We start from the raw sequence: 16,923 nt of genomic DNA, 5'->3' as shown, positions 1-16,923 counted from the left end.
TCTGTCTATATTTCTCAACGCTTTTTGCCACTGGCGGGGACGGGCGATTCGGCTTCGACCGGGCACAAACCAAAACCACTGCCGCCGAGGCGCAAAAAGCCGCCCCTCGGCGTACCAGCGAGAAGCCCTAAAACCCCTATTGGGCCGACTGCGTCTGCGGCTTGTTGGACAGTGCCAGCCTGAGCAAATCCGCAACCGTATTCACGGAAAGCTTCTCCATGATGTTTGCGCGATGCGCTTCGACCGTCTTGATGCTGATACCAAGATCATCAGCAATCTGCTTGTTCAAACGCCCTGCAATAATCCGCTCCAGCACCTGATGCTCCCGCGCCGTCAGCTTGCCCAGCCGCTCAGCCGCGGCACGCTGCTGCTGCACGCTCGAACTCTCGGTACGCGCCTTATCCAGCATGCGTTCAACCAGCTTGCGCAACTCGGCTTCATCGAACGGCTTTTCGATGAAATCCATCGCGCCCTTCTTCATGGTCGACACAGCCATCGGCACGTCGCCGTGACCCGTCACGAAGATGATCGGCAGCAGCGAGTTTTCCGCAATCAGCCGCTCCTGCAATTCGAGACCGCTCATGCCGGACATCCGTACGTCCAGTATCAGGCACGAGATTGCGCCTGAATGGGCGATCGGGAGATACGCGTCGAGGTACGCCTCAGCGCTCGCAAAACACGAGACGCGGTAGCCATTGGCTTCAAGCAGCCAGCGCAAAGAATCACGCACGGCTTCATCGTCGTCGACGACAAAGACGGTTTCCTGAGTGGTGACTGTGCTCATAGCTCTCCCGTAACAGTTTGTTGTGTGGGTTGATGACTGAGAGCTTCCGGTCCGTTACTGCCCGGACCATCGGCTTCTCCGATTGGCAAACTGCAATGGAATGTGGCGCCCGTCACGGTGCCGGAGGCATCGATATTGTTCACCACCCAAAGACGTCCACGATGCGATTCTATGATCGATCGGCAAATGTTCAAGCCCATGCCCATACCGTCGGACTTGGTGCTGTAGAAAGGTTCGAAAAGGCGCTCGGCCGTGGCTTCGTCCACGCCGGGCCCCTGGTCCACTACGCTCACGCAGACAAACCCGCCGTCCACGCGCTGCACGAGCACGCGGATCACAGGATCGACGGCGTTCGGCTTGGCATCGTGCATGGCTTCCGCGGCGTTTTTCAACAAGTTCACGAGCACCTGCTCGATCAGCACCGGGTCCACATGAATCACGGGCATACGCGAGCGGATCTCGGTGAGAATGCGAATCTTGCGTTTGCGCGCTTCGATTTCTGCGAGGCCGACGGCGTCCGCGACGATATCCGCCACGCGCGTAGGCTGGCGTTTCGGTTCGCTGCGCTTCACGAATTCGCGAATGCGCTTGATGATCATGCCCGCGCGCACCGCTTGCTGCGCCGTTTTTTCGAGCACGGGCAACAGCGCGTCCTGCGTCATGCGGCCCGATTTGACCAGTGCAACGCAACCCGAACAGTAATTATTGATCGCGGCCAAAGGCTGGTTCAACTCGTGCGCCAACGACGACGCCATTTCGCCCATCGTCATCAAACGGCTGGTGAACTGCAGCTTTTCTTCCTGCTGATCGGCCAGTTCCTGCGCTTGCTTGCGCGTGGTGATGTCGGTCGCAATCTGCATCTGCGCGAGATGGCCGTCCACCCACTGAATGTACTGGCGGCGCACTTCGAACCACTTCTGGATGCTCTCCACATACACTTCCTGCGCGTCCGAGGTGCTTTCGGTCAGCGCGGTGGCGGGCAGGCCGGCATATGTGTCGACCATATCGATGGAATCCGACGACGCCTGCGCCGTGTCGAAACCCGCGCCCGCCAGTTCGAGATGGCCGTCCGGGCGAATCCCGAACAGGTGCCGGTAATAGCGATTCGCGAACAGCAGTTCGGCTTCGTCGGCGGCGAGCACGGATACCGCCGCGTCGAGGCTTTCCAGCACGGTGGTGAAGCGTTCATGCGCGGCGGCGAGATCTTCACGAGCGCGGCGCGGCTCGGTAATGTCGGTCATCGACGACATCCAGCCGGTCTGCCGACCTGAACTATCGATCAACGGCGAGACATAAAGCCGCGCATGGAAGAACGAACCGTCCTTGCGACGCACGCGCAATTCGAAGCCGGATGAAGGCGCCTTGCCGCGCAAGGTCATATCCAGTTGCCGCTGCATTTCCGGATATGCGTCTTTCGGCCAGTACGGAAAGGGCGCCACTTTGGACACGAGATCGCTTTCGTCCCAGCCGGTCATCCGGCAAAACGCGGGATTCACGTGCGTGATGCGGCCGTGCATGTCGAGCACGCGCATACCGATCAGCACTGAATTTTCCATCGCCCGGCGGAAGAACGCCTCGGCGTAGAGCGCTTGTTGCGCTTCAAAGCGTTGCCGGGTGTGTTTCCAGAGGCTCCACAAACTCCACAACACAAAACAAGACAAGCCGGCGACCAGCCAGACGAGCGTGTTGTTCGTGAAATTCGTCAGTTGCGGATACGAATAAACGCGTACCGATACCCCTTGTCCCGGCGGATCGAGCGGCAGGTCATAGAACATGTCGCGCGGCAGGCGCGGCCGGCTGGACGTGGTCGCGAGTTCGCGATTGTTCAGGTCGGTAATGGAAATCTTGTACTTGGCGGAGAGTTCGCTGGGGATGTCATGCTTGAGAATCCCCTCGATGGAAAACACCGCCGCAATGGACCCGAGAAAATCGCGGTCGCGATAAACCGGCGTCTGCAACGTGATGTAGCCATTGCCTAAATCGTCGTACAGAAGTGGCGAGTAGACCTGCCGGCGGCTGGTGCGGGCTTCGTCGAAGGCGGACTGGACGGCGTCGTCCATCTGCGCGTCCGTGGGCTTGGCGAGCCGTGAACCGAGCACGGGCAGCGGGGTATTCGGCCAGCGGGGCTTGTGCTGCGCCGTGTACCAGTTCATGTAGAGGATTTCGGGATGCCCCTGCATGATGTCGCCGGTGGAACTCTGGAACGTCTGCGGGTCCCCATGACCCGTCGCGATGTCACGCGCCAAAGCCTGAATCTGCTCCTGCGCGCCAGTCATGGAAAGCCTGATTTGTTGCTGCGCCCAAGCCACGTTACGGTAGAGCGTGTCTTCCTGCTGTTGCTGCTCGCGCCGGTTGAGACTCCACAAAATCAGGCTCATCACGACCAGGAAGACCAGGATCGAGATCAACGGGGTCAGCAAGTACGAGTTTGACCACCACGGTCCGTGGTGCCAGCGGGTCGGCGCCGAGTCGTTGGGTTTGCCCTTCGAGCGCGCCGAGCGTGCGAAAAGCCGTTCGGTCAACATGCGCGCAATTGTAACGCAGCGCCACACTGTTAAATGGCGTAAAAAGTCTTGAAAAGGCCCGCAATTGATCGCAAGGACACCAACGCGTCTAACAAAAAGTCCTTGTCCCACGGTGCGTTGCAGCATTTTTCCGCATTATGAGATTGAGTCTCATGATTCGAAAAATTGCTTGCGCTACCGTTCTGAGGCTCTTTAGAATTGCCGCACGCGCGCTTGTCCCTCATTGTTTTCCGCAATTGTGTCTTGCGGATGGCTTAAAGGCTCGCGTCGTCTGTTCACAGAGCGTTCCTCAAATCAGGAGACGAGCATGTCCGCTGTACCCGACGAAGTGATGAAATATGTCGCCAACGCCAAGGACGACGAAGATCCCCAGGAAACCGCTGAGTGGCTGGAAGCCCTCGACGGCGTGATTTCGGCAGTAGGTCCGGATCGCGCCCATTACCTGATCGAAAAGCAGATCGAATTCGCGCGCGTGCACGGCGAACATCTGCCGTTTTCCGCTAACACCCCGTACATCAACACCATTCCGGTCGCCGCCCAGTCGAAGATTCCCGGCGATCAGGACATCGAACACAAGATCCGCTCGTACACGCGCTGGAATGCCATCGCGATGGTGCTGCGCGCGGGCAAGGACACGAACGTGGGCGGCCACATTGCTTCGTTCGCATCGGCGGCCACGCTGTATGACGTCGGCTTCAACCATTTCTGGCACGCGCCGTCGCCCGAACATGGTGGCGATCTCGTGTTCGTGCAGGGCCATTCGTCGCCGGGTGTGTATTCGCGCGCGTTTTTGCTCGGCCGCCTGAAAGCAAGTCAGCTCGATAATTTCCGCCAGGAAGTGGGCGGCGAAGGCATTTCGTCGTATCCGCATCCGTGGCTGATGCCGGACTTCTGGCAGTTCCCGACCGTATCGATGGGCCTCGGCCCGATCATGGCGATCTATCAGGCGCGTTTCATGAAGTACCTGGATGCGCGCGGCATCATCAAGGCAGGCAGCCGCAAGGTCTGGGCATTCCTTGGCGACGGCGAAACGGACGAACCGGAATCGCTCGGCGCGATCGGCATGGCCGGCCGTGAACGGCTCGACAACCTCGTCTTCGTGATCAACTGCAACCTGCAGCGTCTCGACGGCCCGGTTCGCGGCAACGGCAAGATCATCCAGGAACTCGAAAGTGAATTCCGCGGTGCTGGATGGAACGTGATCAAGGTGGTGTGGGGCAGCCGCTGGGATTCGCTCTTTGCCCGCGATAAAACCGGTGCGCTGATGCGCCGGATGATGGAAGTGGTCGACGGCGAATACCAGACCTACAAGTCGGAGTCGGGCGCCTACGTGCGCGAGCATTTCTTCAACACGCCGGAACTCAAGGCGATGGTGGCGGAATGGTCCGACGAGGACATCTGGAACCTGAATCGCGGCGGCCATGATCCGCACAAGATCTACGCGGCGTATTCGGAAGCATCGAAGACGAAGGGTCAGCCGACCGTGATCCTCGCCAAGACCATCAAGGGTTATGGCATGGGCGAAGCCGGTCAGGCCATGAACATCACCCATCAGCAGAAGAAGCTGCACACAGATCAGCTGATGAAGTTCCGCGATCAGTTCAAGCTGCCGATACCCGACGACCAGATCGCCGACGTGCCGTATCTGGAGTTCGACGAAGGGTCGAAGGAACTCGAGTACATGCGCGCTCGTCGCCAGGAACTGGGTGGTTATCTGCCGGCGCGCCGTCAGAAAGCCGAGTCGCTGCCGGTGCCGGATCTGTCGGCGTTCGAACCGGTGCTCAAGGGCACGGGTCCGGGCCGCGAGATCTCCACGACCATGGCGTTCGTGCGGATTCTCAACATCCTGCTGAAGGACAAGGCGCTCGGCAAACGCATCGTGCCGATCGTGCCGGACGAATCGCGTACCTTTGGTATGGAAGGTTTGTTCCGCCAGATCGGTATCTGGAATCAGGACGGCCAGAAGTACGTGCCGGAAGATTCCGATCAGTTGATGTTCTATCGTGAATCGGAAACCGGCCAGATCCTGCAGGAAGGGATCAACGAAGCCGGCGGGATGTGTGACTGGATCGCGGCCGCGACGTCGTATTCGACGCACGGCGAGATCATGATCCCGTTCTACATCTTCTATTCCATGTTCGGCTTCCAGCGTATCGGCGACCTGGCGTGGGCAGCGGGCGACATGCGTTCGCGCGGTTTCCTGCTGGGCGGCACGGCCGGGCGTACGACGCTCAACGGCGAAGGGCTGCAGCACGAAGACGGCCATTCGTTGATGTGGGCGGCGTCGGTGCCGAACTGCGTGAGCTACGACCCGACCTTCGGTTACGAACTCGCGGTGATCATGCAGGACGGTTTGCGTCGCATGGTGGCCGAGCAGGAAGACGTGTACTACTACGTCACGGTGATGAACGAGAACTACGAACACCCGGCGATTCCGCAAGGTGAAACGGTAGCCACCGACATCATCAAGGGCATGTACTCGTTCCGCAAATCGGATGCCGACGCAAAAACGCCGCGCGTTCAGCTGATGGGCGCGGGCACGATCTTCAATGAAGTGATCGCCGCTGCCGACCTGCTCAAGAACGACTGGAACGTGGCCGCCGATCTCTGGAGCGTTCCGAGCTTCACGGAACTGGCACGCGAAGGCGCGCAAGTGGAGCGCTGGAACCTGCTGCACCCGACGGAAGAACGCCAGATCTCGCACGTGACGAAGCTGCTGAAGGACGCGAAAGGTCCGGTGGTGGCATCGACGGATTATGTGCGTGCGCTCGTCGACCAGATTCGCGGTTACGTGCCGAACAAGTTTGTCGTGCTCGGCACGGACGGTTATGGCCGTTCGGACACGCGCGAAAAACTGCGTCATTTCTTCGAAGTCGACCGCTACTGGGTCACCGTCGCGGCGCTCAATGCGCTGGCCGACGAAGGCACGATCGACCGCAAGGTCGTCGCCGACGCGATCAAGAAGTACGCGCTCGACCCCGCCAAACCCAACCCGATGACGGTTTAACGCATCGGCCCCCGAGTGTTGTTGCGCGAAGTCGCCTTGCCCCTGGCTTTAGCCTCGTGGCAGGGCGATTTTTCGCGTCGCGACCCAGGAGACAATAAACAATGAGTCAAGCGATCGAAGTCAAGGTGCCGGATATCGGCGATTACACGGACATTCCGGTGATCGAAGTGCTGGTGAAAGTTGGGGATACCGTCGAGAAGGAGCAATCGCTCGTCACGCTCGAATCCGATAAAGCGACCATGGATGTGCCCAGTTCGGCCGCTGGCGTCGTGAAGGAAGTGAAGGTCAAGGTGGGCGACAACGTGTCGGAAGGTGCGTTGATCGTCGTGCTGGAAGCGGCTGAATCGGGTGCTGCTGCCGCTGCTGCACCGAAGGCCGCTGAAAAACCCGCTGAAGCGCCGGCGCAGGATAAGGCTCCTGCGGCGGCTGCATCGTCGGGTGGTGGATCGGTTGAAGTGAAGGTGCCGGATATTGGCGACTTCAAGGACATTCCGGTGATCGAAGTGAACGTGAAAGTCGGCGACAAGGTCGAGAAGGAGCAATCGCTCGTCACGCTCGAATCCGATAAAGCCACCATGGACGTGCCGTCGCCCGCGGCGGGCACGGTCAAGGAACTCAAGGTCAAGGTCGGCGACAACGTCTCGGAAGGCACGTTGATCCTCGTGCTGGAAGGCGGTGAAGGATCGGCTGCCGCGGCCGCTGTTGCTCCCAGGCAGGAAGCACCGAAGGCAGAAGCGCCTTCGGATGCACCGGCCAAAGCCGCAACTGCCCAGAAAGAAGCCCCGTCCGCACTCGCGCTCGCACCGGCGATTCCCGCTGGCGAAGGCTCGCGTACGTCGAGCCACGCATCGCCGTCGGTGCGCAAGTTTGCGCGCGAACTCGGCGTTGACGTGTCGTCCGTAACGGGTTCGGGCCCGAAGAACCGCATCACGCAAGCCGACGTGACCGCGTTCGTGAAGGGCGTGATGAGCGGCCAGGGTAAAGCGCCGGCGGCAGCCGCCGCAGCGCCTGCCGGTGGCGGCGAGTTGAACCTGCTGCCGTGGCCGAAGGTCGATTTTACGAAGTTCGGTCCGGTCGATCCGAAGCCGTTGTCTCGCATCAAGAAGATTTCGGGTGCGAATTTGCATCGCAACTGGGTCATGATCCCGCACGTCACGAACAACGACGAAGCCGATATCACCGACCTGGAAGCGCTGCGTGTGACGTTGAACAAGGAAAACGAAAAGGCTGGCGTGAAGTTCACCATGCTCGCGTTCGTGATCAAGGCGGTGGTTGCCGCGTTGAAGAAATTCCCGACGTTCAATGCGAGCCTCGACGGCGACAACCTCGTCTTCAAGCAGTATTACAACATCGGTTTTGCCGCCGATACCCCGAACGGTTTGATGGTTCCGGTGATTCGCGACGCGGACAAGAAGGGCCTCGTCGATGTCGCGAAGGAGATGGCCGATCTGTCGAAGGCTGCACGTGAAGGCAAGCTGAAGCCCGACCAGATGCAAGGCGGATGTTTCTCGATTTCGTCACTGGGTGGCATCGGCGGAACGCATTTCACGCCGATCATCAATGCGCCTGAAGTGGCCATTTTGGGGTTGTCGCGGGGCGCGATGAAGCCGGTGTGGGACGGCAAGGCGTTTGTACCTCGCCTGATTCTGCCTTTGTCGCTGTCGTACGATCATCGGGTTATCGATGGCGCCGAGGCCGCGCGGTTCAATGCCTACCTTTCTGCTGTGCTGGCGGATTTCCGTCGCGTGAGTTTGTGATGTTTGTGCTTGGCGGGCCGCTTATGTTGGCCCGCTAGCCGCTTCATTGAACTTGCATTGCACTGCACTTTGCTAGTCGCCCCTGTGCGGGGCGGCACTTACTTTCTTTGAATTGCCAAAGAAAGTAAGCAAAGAAAGGCAAGTCTGCCGACGGCAGAACCAAGGGCCGCGCGTTGCATCCTTTGGTTCTGCCCGCTTCCTTTTTAGGGGACAACATGAGTCTCACCGAACTTAAAGTACCCGATATCGGCGATTTCAAAGACGTCGATGTCGTCGAAGTGAATATCAAAGCCGGCGACGCTATCGAAAAAGAACAAGGCGTCCTCACCCTCGAATCGGATAAAGCGTCCATCGAAGTTCCCAGCGACCTCGTCGGCACGGTCAAGGAAGTCAAGGTCAAAGCTGGCGATAAAGTCTCGCAAGGCACCGTGATCGCATTGGTGGAAACGGCCGACGCCGGCAGCGAAAAGCCGGCAGCGCCCGCTGAAAAGCCCGCTGCGGCGAAAGCCGATGCACCGGCGCCGAAAGAAACGGCCGCGTCCAAGCCCGCTGAACAAAAGCCCGCAGGCGGCGGATCGCAAGACGTGAAGGTGCCGGACATCGGCGATTTCACCGACATCCCGGTTATCGAAATTCACGTGAAGGCCGGCGATACGGTCGAGAAAGAACAATCGCTCGTCACGCTCGAATCCGATAAAGCGACCATGGACGTGCCGTCGCCTGCAGCGGGCACGGTCAAGGAAGTCAAGGTCAAGATCGGCGACAACGTCTCCGAAGGCGTCGTCATCCTCACGCTCGAAGGCCAGGGCGGCGGTGTCAGCCAGGTTGAGGAAAAACCGAAGACGGCCGGGCCGCAACCGGCCGAAAAGGCGAGCGCCGCACCCGCACCGAAGGCCGCGTCGTTCTCCGGTTCCGCCGATATCGAATGCGACATGCTCGTGCTCGGCGCTGGCCCCGGCGGTTATTCGGCCGCGTTCCGCGCGGCTGACCTCGGCATGAACACGGTCATCGTCGAGCGTTATGCAACGCTTGGCGGCGTATGCCTGAACGTTGGCTGCATTCCGTCGAAAGCCTTGCTTCACGCTGCCGCGATCACCGACGCCGCGAAGGAACTCGCGCACCACGGCATTTCCTTCGGTGAACCGACGATCGATCTCGACAAACTCCGCGACTTCAAGTCAGGCGTCGTCAAGAAACTGACCGGCGGACTAGCCGGCATGGCGAAGGCGCGCAAGGTCCAGGTGGTCACGGGTGTCGGCAAGTTTGTCGGTCCGAATCACATGGAGATTGAAGGCGAGGGCGGCAAAAAAGTTGTGCAGTTCAAGAAGGCGATCATCGCAGCGGGCTCGCAAGCCGTGAAGCTGCCATTCATGCCGGAAGATCCGCGCGTGGTGGATTCCACCGGCGCGCTCGAATTGCGCCAGATTCCGAAGCGCATGCTCGTGATCGGCGGCGGCATTATCGGCCTGGAAATGGCGACGGTGTATGCGTCGCTGGGGGCGGAAATCGACGTGGTCGAAATGCTCGATGTCCTGATGGCCGGTGCGGATCGTGATCTCGTGAAGGTGTGGGAGAAGTTCAACGCCAAGCGTTTCGCGAACGTCATGCTCAAGACGAAAACGACCAAGGCGGAAGCAAAGGACGACGGCATCTATGTGAGCTTCGAAGGCGAAAAAGCGCCCGCTGAAGCACAACGTTATGACCTCGTGCTCGTGGCGGTCGGCCGTAGCCCGAACGGTGGGAAGATTGGTGCGGACAAGGCTGGCGTTGCGGTGACTGACCGCGGTTTCATCAACGTCGACAAGCAGTTGCGCACGAACGTCGAGCATATTTTTGCTATCGGCGATCTGGTTGGCCAGCCGATGCTCGCGCACAAGGCCGTGCACGAAGGCCACGTTGCAGCGGAAGCGGCGCATGGTGAAAAGGCGTACTTCGACGCATTGCAGATTCCGTCTGTCGCTTACACCGATCCCGAAGTGGCGTGGGCCGGCAAGACCGAAGATCAGTGCAAGGCCGAAGGCATCAAGTACGGCAAGGCCACGTTCCCGTGGGCTGCGTCGGGCCGGGCGATTGCAAATGGTCGCGACGAAGGTTTCACCAAACTCATCTTCGACGAAGAAACGCACCGGATTATCGGTGGTGGGATCGTCGGGACGAATGCGGGCGACCTGATCAGCGAAGTGTGTCTGGCGATCGAGATGGGCGCGGACGCGGAGGATATCGGCAAGACGATCCATCCGCACCCGACGCTCGGCGAATCGATCGGGATGGCCGCCGAGTTGTACGAAGGCGTGTGCACGGACCTGCCGCCGCAGCGCAAGAAGTAAGGCGCGGTTGGCTGGTTAAAGAGCGGCGCGTCCTGTCAGGAACGCGCCGTTTTTTTTGGGCCTTTGCGCTGTACGCGACATTCCCTTGGGGTGACAGAGGGCGAAAAAAAACCGCCCCAACTTTCGTTGGAACGGTTTTCTATTCAGCCTGACCGTCTCGTGGCCGCACCGGAGTTCCCGGCGCCACCGCGGCGAATGAATTCGCTCAGACCGCTTTCTTGGTAGCACGCGAAGCTTGAGCCGTAGCTTGCGATGCAGCCTTCGTAGCGGCCGTAGCGGCTGCGTTGAAGTTGCTTTCCGCGATCTCGACAGCTTGCTTGCTTGCCTTGTGGATCGTTTCGTACGTGGTGTTGGCGGCAGTGATGGCCGACTTCATCACGGCGACAGCCGTTTCCGAACCTGCCGGTGCGTTCTTCGCGACGTTTTCTACGAGCGTTTGCACCTTGCGGTTCTGGTCTTCGTACTGCTCTTCGGCAACACGGGCAAATTCAGCTTGCGTCGACGATGCAATTTCATACAGGTGACGGCCATACGACAGCGCCTTTTCCGCGACCGGCTGAGCCAGGCTGGCTTGCAGTGCGAGCAGTTCTTGCGCGTCCTTCACCGACAACACGCGTTGCGCGTTTTCCTGGCTTTCAGCCAGCGTCGACTTCACAACTTGCAGGTTCAACTCAAGCAGCTTTTCCAGACCTTCAAATGCCTTGTTCGTCAGGCCGAAGAGGGTGTCGAATTGAGCTTTGTTTGCAGCGGCGATTTGTTCCGGGGTCAAAAGGGTCATGTCACGCTCCTGAAAGTGTCGACCCATCATCAGCGCGGGTCGTGGGTTTTGGCGGCGACCGGAAATCCGGAAACCGTATGAGGCGAACAGCCATTGGTGCGTCGCAACATGGAACCTATTCTAGGGATATTCCTAAAGATGTCAAGTATCTTTTTGTGCGCCGCAACATCGTACGATTGCTTATTAAACAATGGCTTACGAGTGGAGAACTCTGTAGTGGAACTACATTTCGAGATGCGCTGCACCAGCTTGGGGCGGAGGACGCAAATGCTGCCGGTACACTGATCTCAGTTCTGGAAAAGTGGAATTTTGTTTCGAATGAAAGCCTTTTATAGCGATCGATTCGTCTTGCCGCTACCGGCCGGCCATCGGTTTCCCATGCAGAAATATTACCTTTTGCGTGAGCGTGTGCAGGCCGAACTGCCGAATGTCGAGTTGCGTGAAGCGCCGATCGCAGCCGATTTCGAGCTGGCGCGTGTTCACGCGGGTGATTACATCGAGCGGGTGGCGACCGGAGCGTTGGACGCCCGCGAGCAGCGGGAGATTGGTTTTCCGTGGTCGCCTGAAATGGTGGAGCGTTCCCGGCGCTCCGTGGGGGCGACAATCGCTGCGTGTCACGCTGCCCGGGAGGGTGGTTTCGGGGTGAATCTGGCCGGGGGCACGCATCATTCATACGCGTCACACGGCGCAGGATTCTGCGTGTTCAACGACGCGGCCGTTGCGGCCCGGGCGCTACAGGCCGAGGCGCGGGAGCGCGGCGAGCCCACGCCGCACATAGCGATCGTCGATCTCGACGTACACCAGGGCAACGGAACCGCCGCCATCTTCCAGGACGATCCGAGCGTTTTCACGCTGTCGCTGCACGGCACGTCGAATTATCCGTTCAGCAAGGAGATCGGCGATCTCGACATCGCGCTGCCCGACGGCTGCGGGGACGACGCGTATGTGGAAGCGCTTTCCGGCGCTTTATCGACGATGTTCGAGCGCTTTGAACCCGCCATGCTTATTTATCTCGCCGGCGCCGACCCGCACGTCGATGACCGGTTGGGGCGGCTCGCACTGAGTGTCGATGGCCTGGCCAGGCGCGATTCCCTCGTGTTCACCGCCGCGTCCGGGCGGGATATCCCCGTGGCAATCACAATGGCCGGTGGTTACGGCCGCGATATCGACGTCACCGTCGACATCCATCTCCAGACCGTTCAGCTTGCTGCCGTCGCGTTTGGCGCCCTGCACGATTCAGGCGCACCCGATACACTGCGCCCGGTAAATTTCATTTGAAACGGTTTGAAACTCAGTAAACCAAATGTGTTAACGCGACGTTAACATTCGAGATCGATCAACATCGTCAAAGTTTGTATGAACAAAAACTTTCGATAGCGGTCGAAATGCCGTTGAGAACCGGCATGTCTTGCCGAAAAGCTTCGTTTCCTGTCGCCGTCCACACTATCAGTGAAATTTTTGCCTTGAGGGCAAGATCAAAAATCTCCCTCAAGTTTTACAAACTATTGCCGATATGAAGCTGATAGCCCATGTCTGGCAATGGCGTATGGCGGTCAAAACGATTGCGCCATCGGCGATGATTTTTTACGATCGGAACTCAGAATTTGTTCGCTCCGATAAATCGCGTCTTACAAACCGGTTTAAGTAGCGCGGATAAGTGCTTAATATTGCTAATTTTTCGAAGCTTTACTACACTGGCGACACTCTCTCGCCGGTCCAGAACAGAACACTAATGAAAACCGAAATGTTTTCGTCGCTCAGGGTGATCCACGGCGTTGCAGTCCGCACTGCACTGTCGGTTGCCGTGTCGGTGGCGCTCGCGACGTCTTTCGCGGCTGCACCGGTCGACGCTTTTGCCAAGACCCCAACCTCGAAATCCACCAAGAAGCTGGCCAAAGGCGCAGTCGCTGCGCCGCAAGCTAAAACTGCCAAGTCGTCGAAAGTCGCTGCGCGCAATGCCAAGGCGGCGAAGGGTGTGAAGGTCGCTCAAGCCGCTGCGGTACAGGATGACGAGACGCCCCGCGCCACGCGGCGGCATCGCGTAAGTTACCGGATGGACGCGCACGGCCGCCGTGCCGCGGTGCGTTCGGTGGCGTTCCAGCCGCGTCCGCCTACCGTTGGCCAGGCGTTCGGCCTGCACGATACGCCGGACAGCCTTGCGTTGCGCTCAAGCGTCGCGTACGTGGTGGACCAGAACACAGCAGAAACACTCTTCGATAAAAACTCGCGCGCCGTCGTGCCTATTGCTTCAATTTCGAAGCTGATGACGGCCATGGTCGTGCTCGACTCCAAGGCGCCGCTGACCGAAGAAATCACGGTGACGGACGAAGATCGCGACTACGAGAAATTCACGGGTTCGCGTCTTTCGGTCGGCTCTGAGCTCAACCGCGAAGACATGCTGCATATCGCGCTGATGGCATCGGAAAATCGGGCGGCCGCGGCGTTGTCGCGTTACTACCCGAATGGGCGTCCTGGTTTTATCGCTGCAATGAACGCCAAAGCGAAGATGCTCGGCATGACCGACACGCACTTCGAGAATTCGACCGGATTGACGAGCCAGAACGTTTCGAGCGCCCGCGATCTCGTGAAGATGGTGAACGCGGCGTATCAATATCCGTTGATTCGCAAGTTCTCGACCGATCGCAGCTACGACGTGTTTACCGGCAAGCGCAATCTGGCCTACAACAGCACGAATGCGCTGATCCGGAATCCGAGTTGGGACATCGGCTTGCAGAAGACCGGTTTCATTAACGAAGCAGGCGAATGCATGGTGATGCAGACGACCATTCATGGCCGTCCGGTCGTGATGGTCTTGCTGGACTCATCAGGCAAATATTCGCGTTTCGCCGATGCCGGCCGTTTGCGCGGTTTCCTGGAGACCGCTGGCGAGCCGCATATCACCAGCGCCGATGCAGGCGGCGGTGGTACCTGAATCGTTTGAGTCTCGACGTTAAAAAACCGGCCTGATCGAACGATCAGGCCGGTTTTTTTATCGACTACGAATGTTTCGAATCTTTCGTACTCGCACGGAAAATATCAGCGCTGCTGTGAATCCGCGGTAGCTTCCGGACGATATCCAAGCGAGCGCGAAATCTCTAGCGCGGTGCCGCTCAGTTGATTCAGCCATGAGTCTTGCAGCCGATCCGCAGGCGCCGAAAGCGACAGGCCGGCGACAAGCCGCCCCGTATCGTCGTAGATGCCGGCGGCGATGCAGCGAACCCCCAGTTCCAGCTCCTCGTTATCGCGGGCGCACGCCTGGCTGCGCACGAAGGACAATTCGCGCTCGAGCTTGCCGATATCCGTAATGCTGTTCTGCGTGTGGCCGGAGAGGCCGGTTCGCGTGGCGTACGCGCGCACGCGGGCGGATTCGTCGGCCGCGAGAAAGAGTTTCCCCACCGACGTCAGATGCAGCGGTGCACGGCCGCCGATCGCGCGCACGACCTGCATGCCGGAGCGTTCGGAATAAGCCCGTTCTATATAGACGATCTCATCGCCCTGGCGGACCGAGAGATTGACCGTCTGGCCTGTCTGCCGATGCAATTCGCGCATGGGCGGCATCGCGGCTTCGCGCACCGAGAGCCGCGCCTTGACCAGATTGCCGAGCTCGAGCAAGCGCATGCCAAGCCGATACGTGCCGGGGTCCGATCGATCGACCAGACGGCACGTCACCATGTCATTCAGGATGCGATGCGCGGTGGACGGATGCAGCGACGTGCTCTGCGAGAGTTCTTTCAGGCTGACGGGATCGGTGTGCGCGGCGAGCGCGTCGAGCAGGCGCATCATGCGCTCGATCACCTGTATGGACGTTCGGGATTCCGGGTTCGTATCGCTCATGGAGAAAATCAGTTGATACGTCAAACAGCGGAATAATGATTGTATCTCGTATTGTGAAAAGTGCGAAAGGCTCAGCGGCACGATAGCCGCCACATGCCAGATTTTCTGCAGATAAAAAGAAAAGCCGCCCGGAACCTGAAAAGGCTTCGGGCGGCTTTGTCTGCAAGTCAGGGGAGCAAAGGCCCTAGTGGTTATGCTCGGGTTGTTGCGCCGGCTGCTTACCCCAGAGAGAGCGGCCGACATACGGCGTAGATCCGCGTGACTGCTGCGCCTGCGGTGCGGGTGTTGGCGCCGGCCGGCCCGGATTGCCCGCTTGCGGCTGCGGCCTGCCTCCTTGCGGTCCACCCGCTTGCGGCCCGCCATGACCGCCCCGGTCACCGCCGCCGTTGTCTCCTCGGTTACCGCCCCGGTTACCACGGTCGCCGCCCCGATCGTCCCGGCCACCCTGAGGAGGCGGGCGGCGATAACCGGGACCGTCGTTCCAATAGCGCGGGCCGGGGCCGCCGTAGTATCCGCCGCCCCCATTGATGATCACGCCCGACTGCACGACCGGTGCGCCATAGCCATAACCGTAACCGTCACCGGCTTCGTAGCCGGGCGGGGGAGGCGGAGAGCCCGGGTAAGCGGGATATGCGGAATAACCGCCGCCTGTCGCGTAAGCGGGCGTGCCGTCCGGGTAGACGGCGCAGCCGGCGACCAAGGCGGACGAAGCGAGGATCAGGCTTGTAACTGTGAGTTTCATCATGAGCGGAAAGACGTTCCTTAAACTAATTACCGTATCTGACAGTTTCGCGGAGAGGATATCGCAAGAAGTTTGTAAAGTTTTATCTCCGCAGTGACAGAGTGACAGTGGCAGGAATTGCTCATGAACCACCAAACACAACGCCGACATGTCATACGCTGTTGACAGGACTGCAACAATGCTTTGTGCTGGGGCATCTTTATGGGATAAGTGCAAACCCTTAAAATCTCATTGTCTGGAAGTGGGCCCGTCAGCCCACAGGACCTGAGAAGGGGTTTGAAAATGAAAAAGACAATATCGACCTACTGGCCCATTGCGATGCTCGTACCACTCGCACTCGCCGGCTACTGCCATGCGATCCACCCGATTGCCGGGGCTGCAGCGCCCCATCCGCAAAGCGCCGCAAGTGTCAGTGCGGAATTCGCGCGTGCGATTTCACTGGGACTTGTCGAGTCCGATAACGCCGGCAATGGATATCGACCGGCTAACGGGACGTCGGTTACGGCTGTTTCGGGGACGTTCTGAGCAGGGGCGACTGTTAGGGCTGCGGGGAGTCCGCTCGGGCGTGCAAACGCCGTCTTTTGTATAATTCGGGACTGCTTCGCGCGGACCCGTCCGGTCGGCCCGGGGCAGCCGAATTGCAAATCGCGCTCAAGCCAAACGATGCCTGGAATCTGATGACCACTATCGCCGTCTGTTTCGTGTGCCTGGGCAATATCTGCCGTTCGCCGAGCGCCGAAGCGGTGATGTTGCATCAGGTGGGACGTGCGAGGCTATCTGACAAGATCGTAGTGGATTCCGCCGGTACCGGCGATTGGCATATCGGCCAGCCGCCCGACGAACGCGCACAGCGCGCTGCCCGGAAACGGGGTTACGACTTGTCACCGTTGCGCGGCCGGCAGGTCAGCCCCGAAGATTTCGCGCGGTTCGATCTGCTTATCGCGATGGACGACGCCAACGCCGCCGCGCTGACCGAAGCGTGTCCGGCGGAGTATCGCGACAAGATCCGGTTGCTGATGGAGTTCGCGACCCGTGACGACAGCCGTGTGGTCGTCGACCCGTATTTTGGCGGCGACGAAGGCTTCGAGCGCGTGCTCGATCAGTGCGAGGATGCCTGCGAAGGCTTGCTGCGAGCGCTTCGCACACAGTTGGTGGTCTGATCGCGGCCC

The 16,923-nt window shown here is 59.6% G+C and carries 12 protein-coding genes; 7 read left to right on the top strand and 5 right to left on the bottom strand.

Annotated elements, in window-relative coordinates; all coding sequences use genetic code 11:
- Nucleotides 1–136 precede the first annotated feature (136 nt).
- The gene (gene fixJ / locus HB376_RS09425) at nucleotides 137–784 is read right to left on the bottom strand and encodes an oxygen response regulator transcription factor FixJ (protein ID WP_089165612.1); all 648 of its coding nucleotides are present in this window, start codon (nucleotides 782–784) and stop codon (nucleotides 137–139) included.
- Nucleotides 781–3,309: a PAS domain-containing sensor histidine kinase gene (gene fixL / locus HB376_RS09420; RefSeq protein ID WP_213763340.1), complete on the bottom strand. Its 2,529-nt coding sequence runs from the start codon at nucleotides 3,307–3,309 to the stop codon at nucleotides 781–783. Before fixL ends, fixJ begins: the two co-directional genes overlap by 4 nt.
- A gap of 307 nt (nucleotides 3,310–3,616) precedes the next feature.
- Here fixL and aceE point away from each other — a divergent pair, with 307 nt between their 5' ends.
- The 3 genes from aceE (at nucleotide 3,617) to lpdA (ending at nucleotide 10,400) form a co-directional block, all read left to right on the top strand.
- Entirely contained in the window at nucleotides 3,617–6,316 is a 2,700-nt protein-coding gene (gene aceE, locus HB376_RS09415; RefSeq protein WP_213763338.1) for a pyruvate dehydrogenase (acetyl-transferring), homodimeric type, read from the top strand.
- Nucleotides 6,317–6,417: 101 nt separating this feature from the next.
- Complete coding sequence (aceF, locus tag HB376_RS09410; protein WP_213763336.1) at nucleotides 6,418–8,073, top strand: dihydrolipoyllysine-residue acetyltransferase; 1,656 nt, start codon at nucleotides 6,418–6,420, stop codon at nucleotides 8,071–8,073.
- Nucleotides 8,074–8,288: 215 nt separating this feature from the next.
- Entirely contained in the window at nucleotides 8,289–10,400 is a 2,112-nt protein-coding gene (gene lpdA, locus HB376_RS09405; RefSeq protein ID WP_213763334.1) for a dihydrolipoyl dehydrogenase, read from the top strand.
- 205 nt (nucleotides 10,401–10,605) lie between these two features.
- On the opposite strand, the gene HB376_RS09400 is transcribed toward lpdA, so the two are convergent.
- Nucleotides 10,606–11,178 (bottom strand): phasin family protein, encoded by a 573-nt coding sequence (locus HB376_RS09400; protein WP_213763332.1) that lies wholly within the window; start codon nucleotides 11,176–11,178, stop codon nucleotides 10,606–10,608.
- A 318-nt stretch (nucleotides 11,179–11,496) separates the two neighbouring features.
- On the opposite strand from HB376_RS09400, the gene HB376_RS09395 reads away from it, so the two are divergent.
- Together HB376_RS09395 and pbpG are read left to right on the top strand one after the other, a co-directional pair.
- Nucleotides 11,497–12,456: a histone deacetylase gene (locus HB376_RS09395; RefSeq protein WP_213763330.1), complete on the top strand. Its 960-nt coding sequence runs from the start codon at nucleotides 11,497–11,499 to the stop codon at nucleotides 12,454–12,456.
- A gap of 454 nt (nucleotides 12,457–12,910) precedes the next feature.
- The gene (pbpG, locus tag HB376_RS09390; RefSeq protein WP_213763328.1) at nucleotides 12,911–14,110 is read left to right on the top strand and encodes a D-alanyl-D-alanine endopeptidase; all 1,200 of its coding nucleotides are present in this window, start codon (nucleotides 12,911–12,913) and stop codon (nucleotides 14,108–14,110) included.
- A gap of 104 nt (nucleotides 14,111–14,214) precedes the next feature.
- On the opposite strand, the gene HB376_RS09385 is transcribed toward pbpG, so the two are convergent.
- Nucleotides 14,215–15,012 carry an IclR family transcriptional regulator gene (locus HB376_RS09385; protein WP_213763326.1) on the bottom strand — a complete coding sequence of 266 codons (798 nt, stop codon included), beginning with the start codon at nucleotides 15,010–15,012 and terminating at the stop codon, nucleotides 14,215–14,217.
- 184 nt (nucleotides 15,013–15,196) lie between these two features.
- Entirely contained in the window at nucleotides 15,197–15,757 is a 561-nt protein-coding gene (locus HB376_RS09380; protein WP_213763324.1) for a hypothetical protein, read from the bottom strand.
- A gap of 279 nt (nucleotides 15,758–16,036) precedes the next feature.
- Between HB376_RS09380 and HB376_RS09375 the strand changes: the two genes are divergently transcribed.
- Both HB376_RS09375 and HB376_RS09370 read left to right on the top strand, forming a co-directional pair.
- Complete coding sequence (locus HB376_RS09375; protein WP_213763322.1) at nucleotides 16,037–16,279, top strand: hypothetical protein; 243 nt, start codon at nucleotides 16,037–16,039, stop codon at nucleotides 16,277–16,279.
- 152 nt (nucleotides 16,280–16,431) lie between these two features.
- Complete coding sequence (locus tag HB376_RS09370; RefSeq protein ID WP_213763321.1) at nucleotides 16,432–16,914, top strand: low molecular weight protein-tyrosine-phosphatase; 483 nt, start codon at nucleotides 16,432–16,434, stop codon at nucleotides 16,912–16,914.
- The last annotated feature ends 9 nt before the right edge of the window (nucleotides 16,915–16,923 follow it).

It is taken from the genome of Caballeronia sp. dw_19 (assembly GCF_018449515.1).
Classification (GTDB): domain Bacteria; phylum Pseudomonadota; class Gammaproteobacteria; order Burkholderiales; family Burkholderiaceae; genus Caballeronia.
The sequence above is the reverse complement of the archived record's forward strand: the minus strand, read 5'-3'. Positions and strand labels throughout refer to the sequence as shown.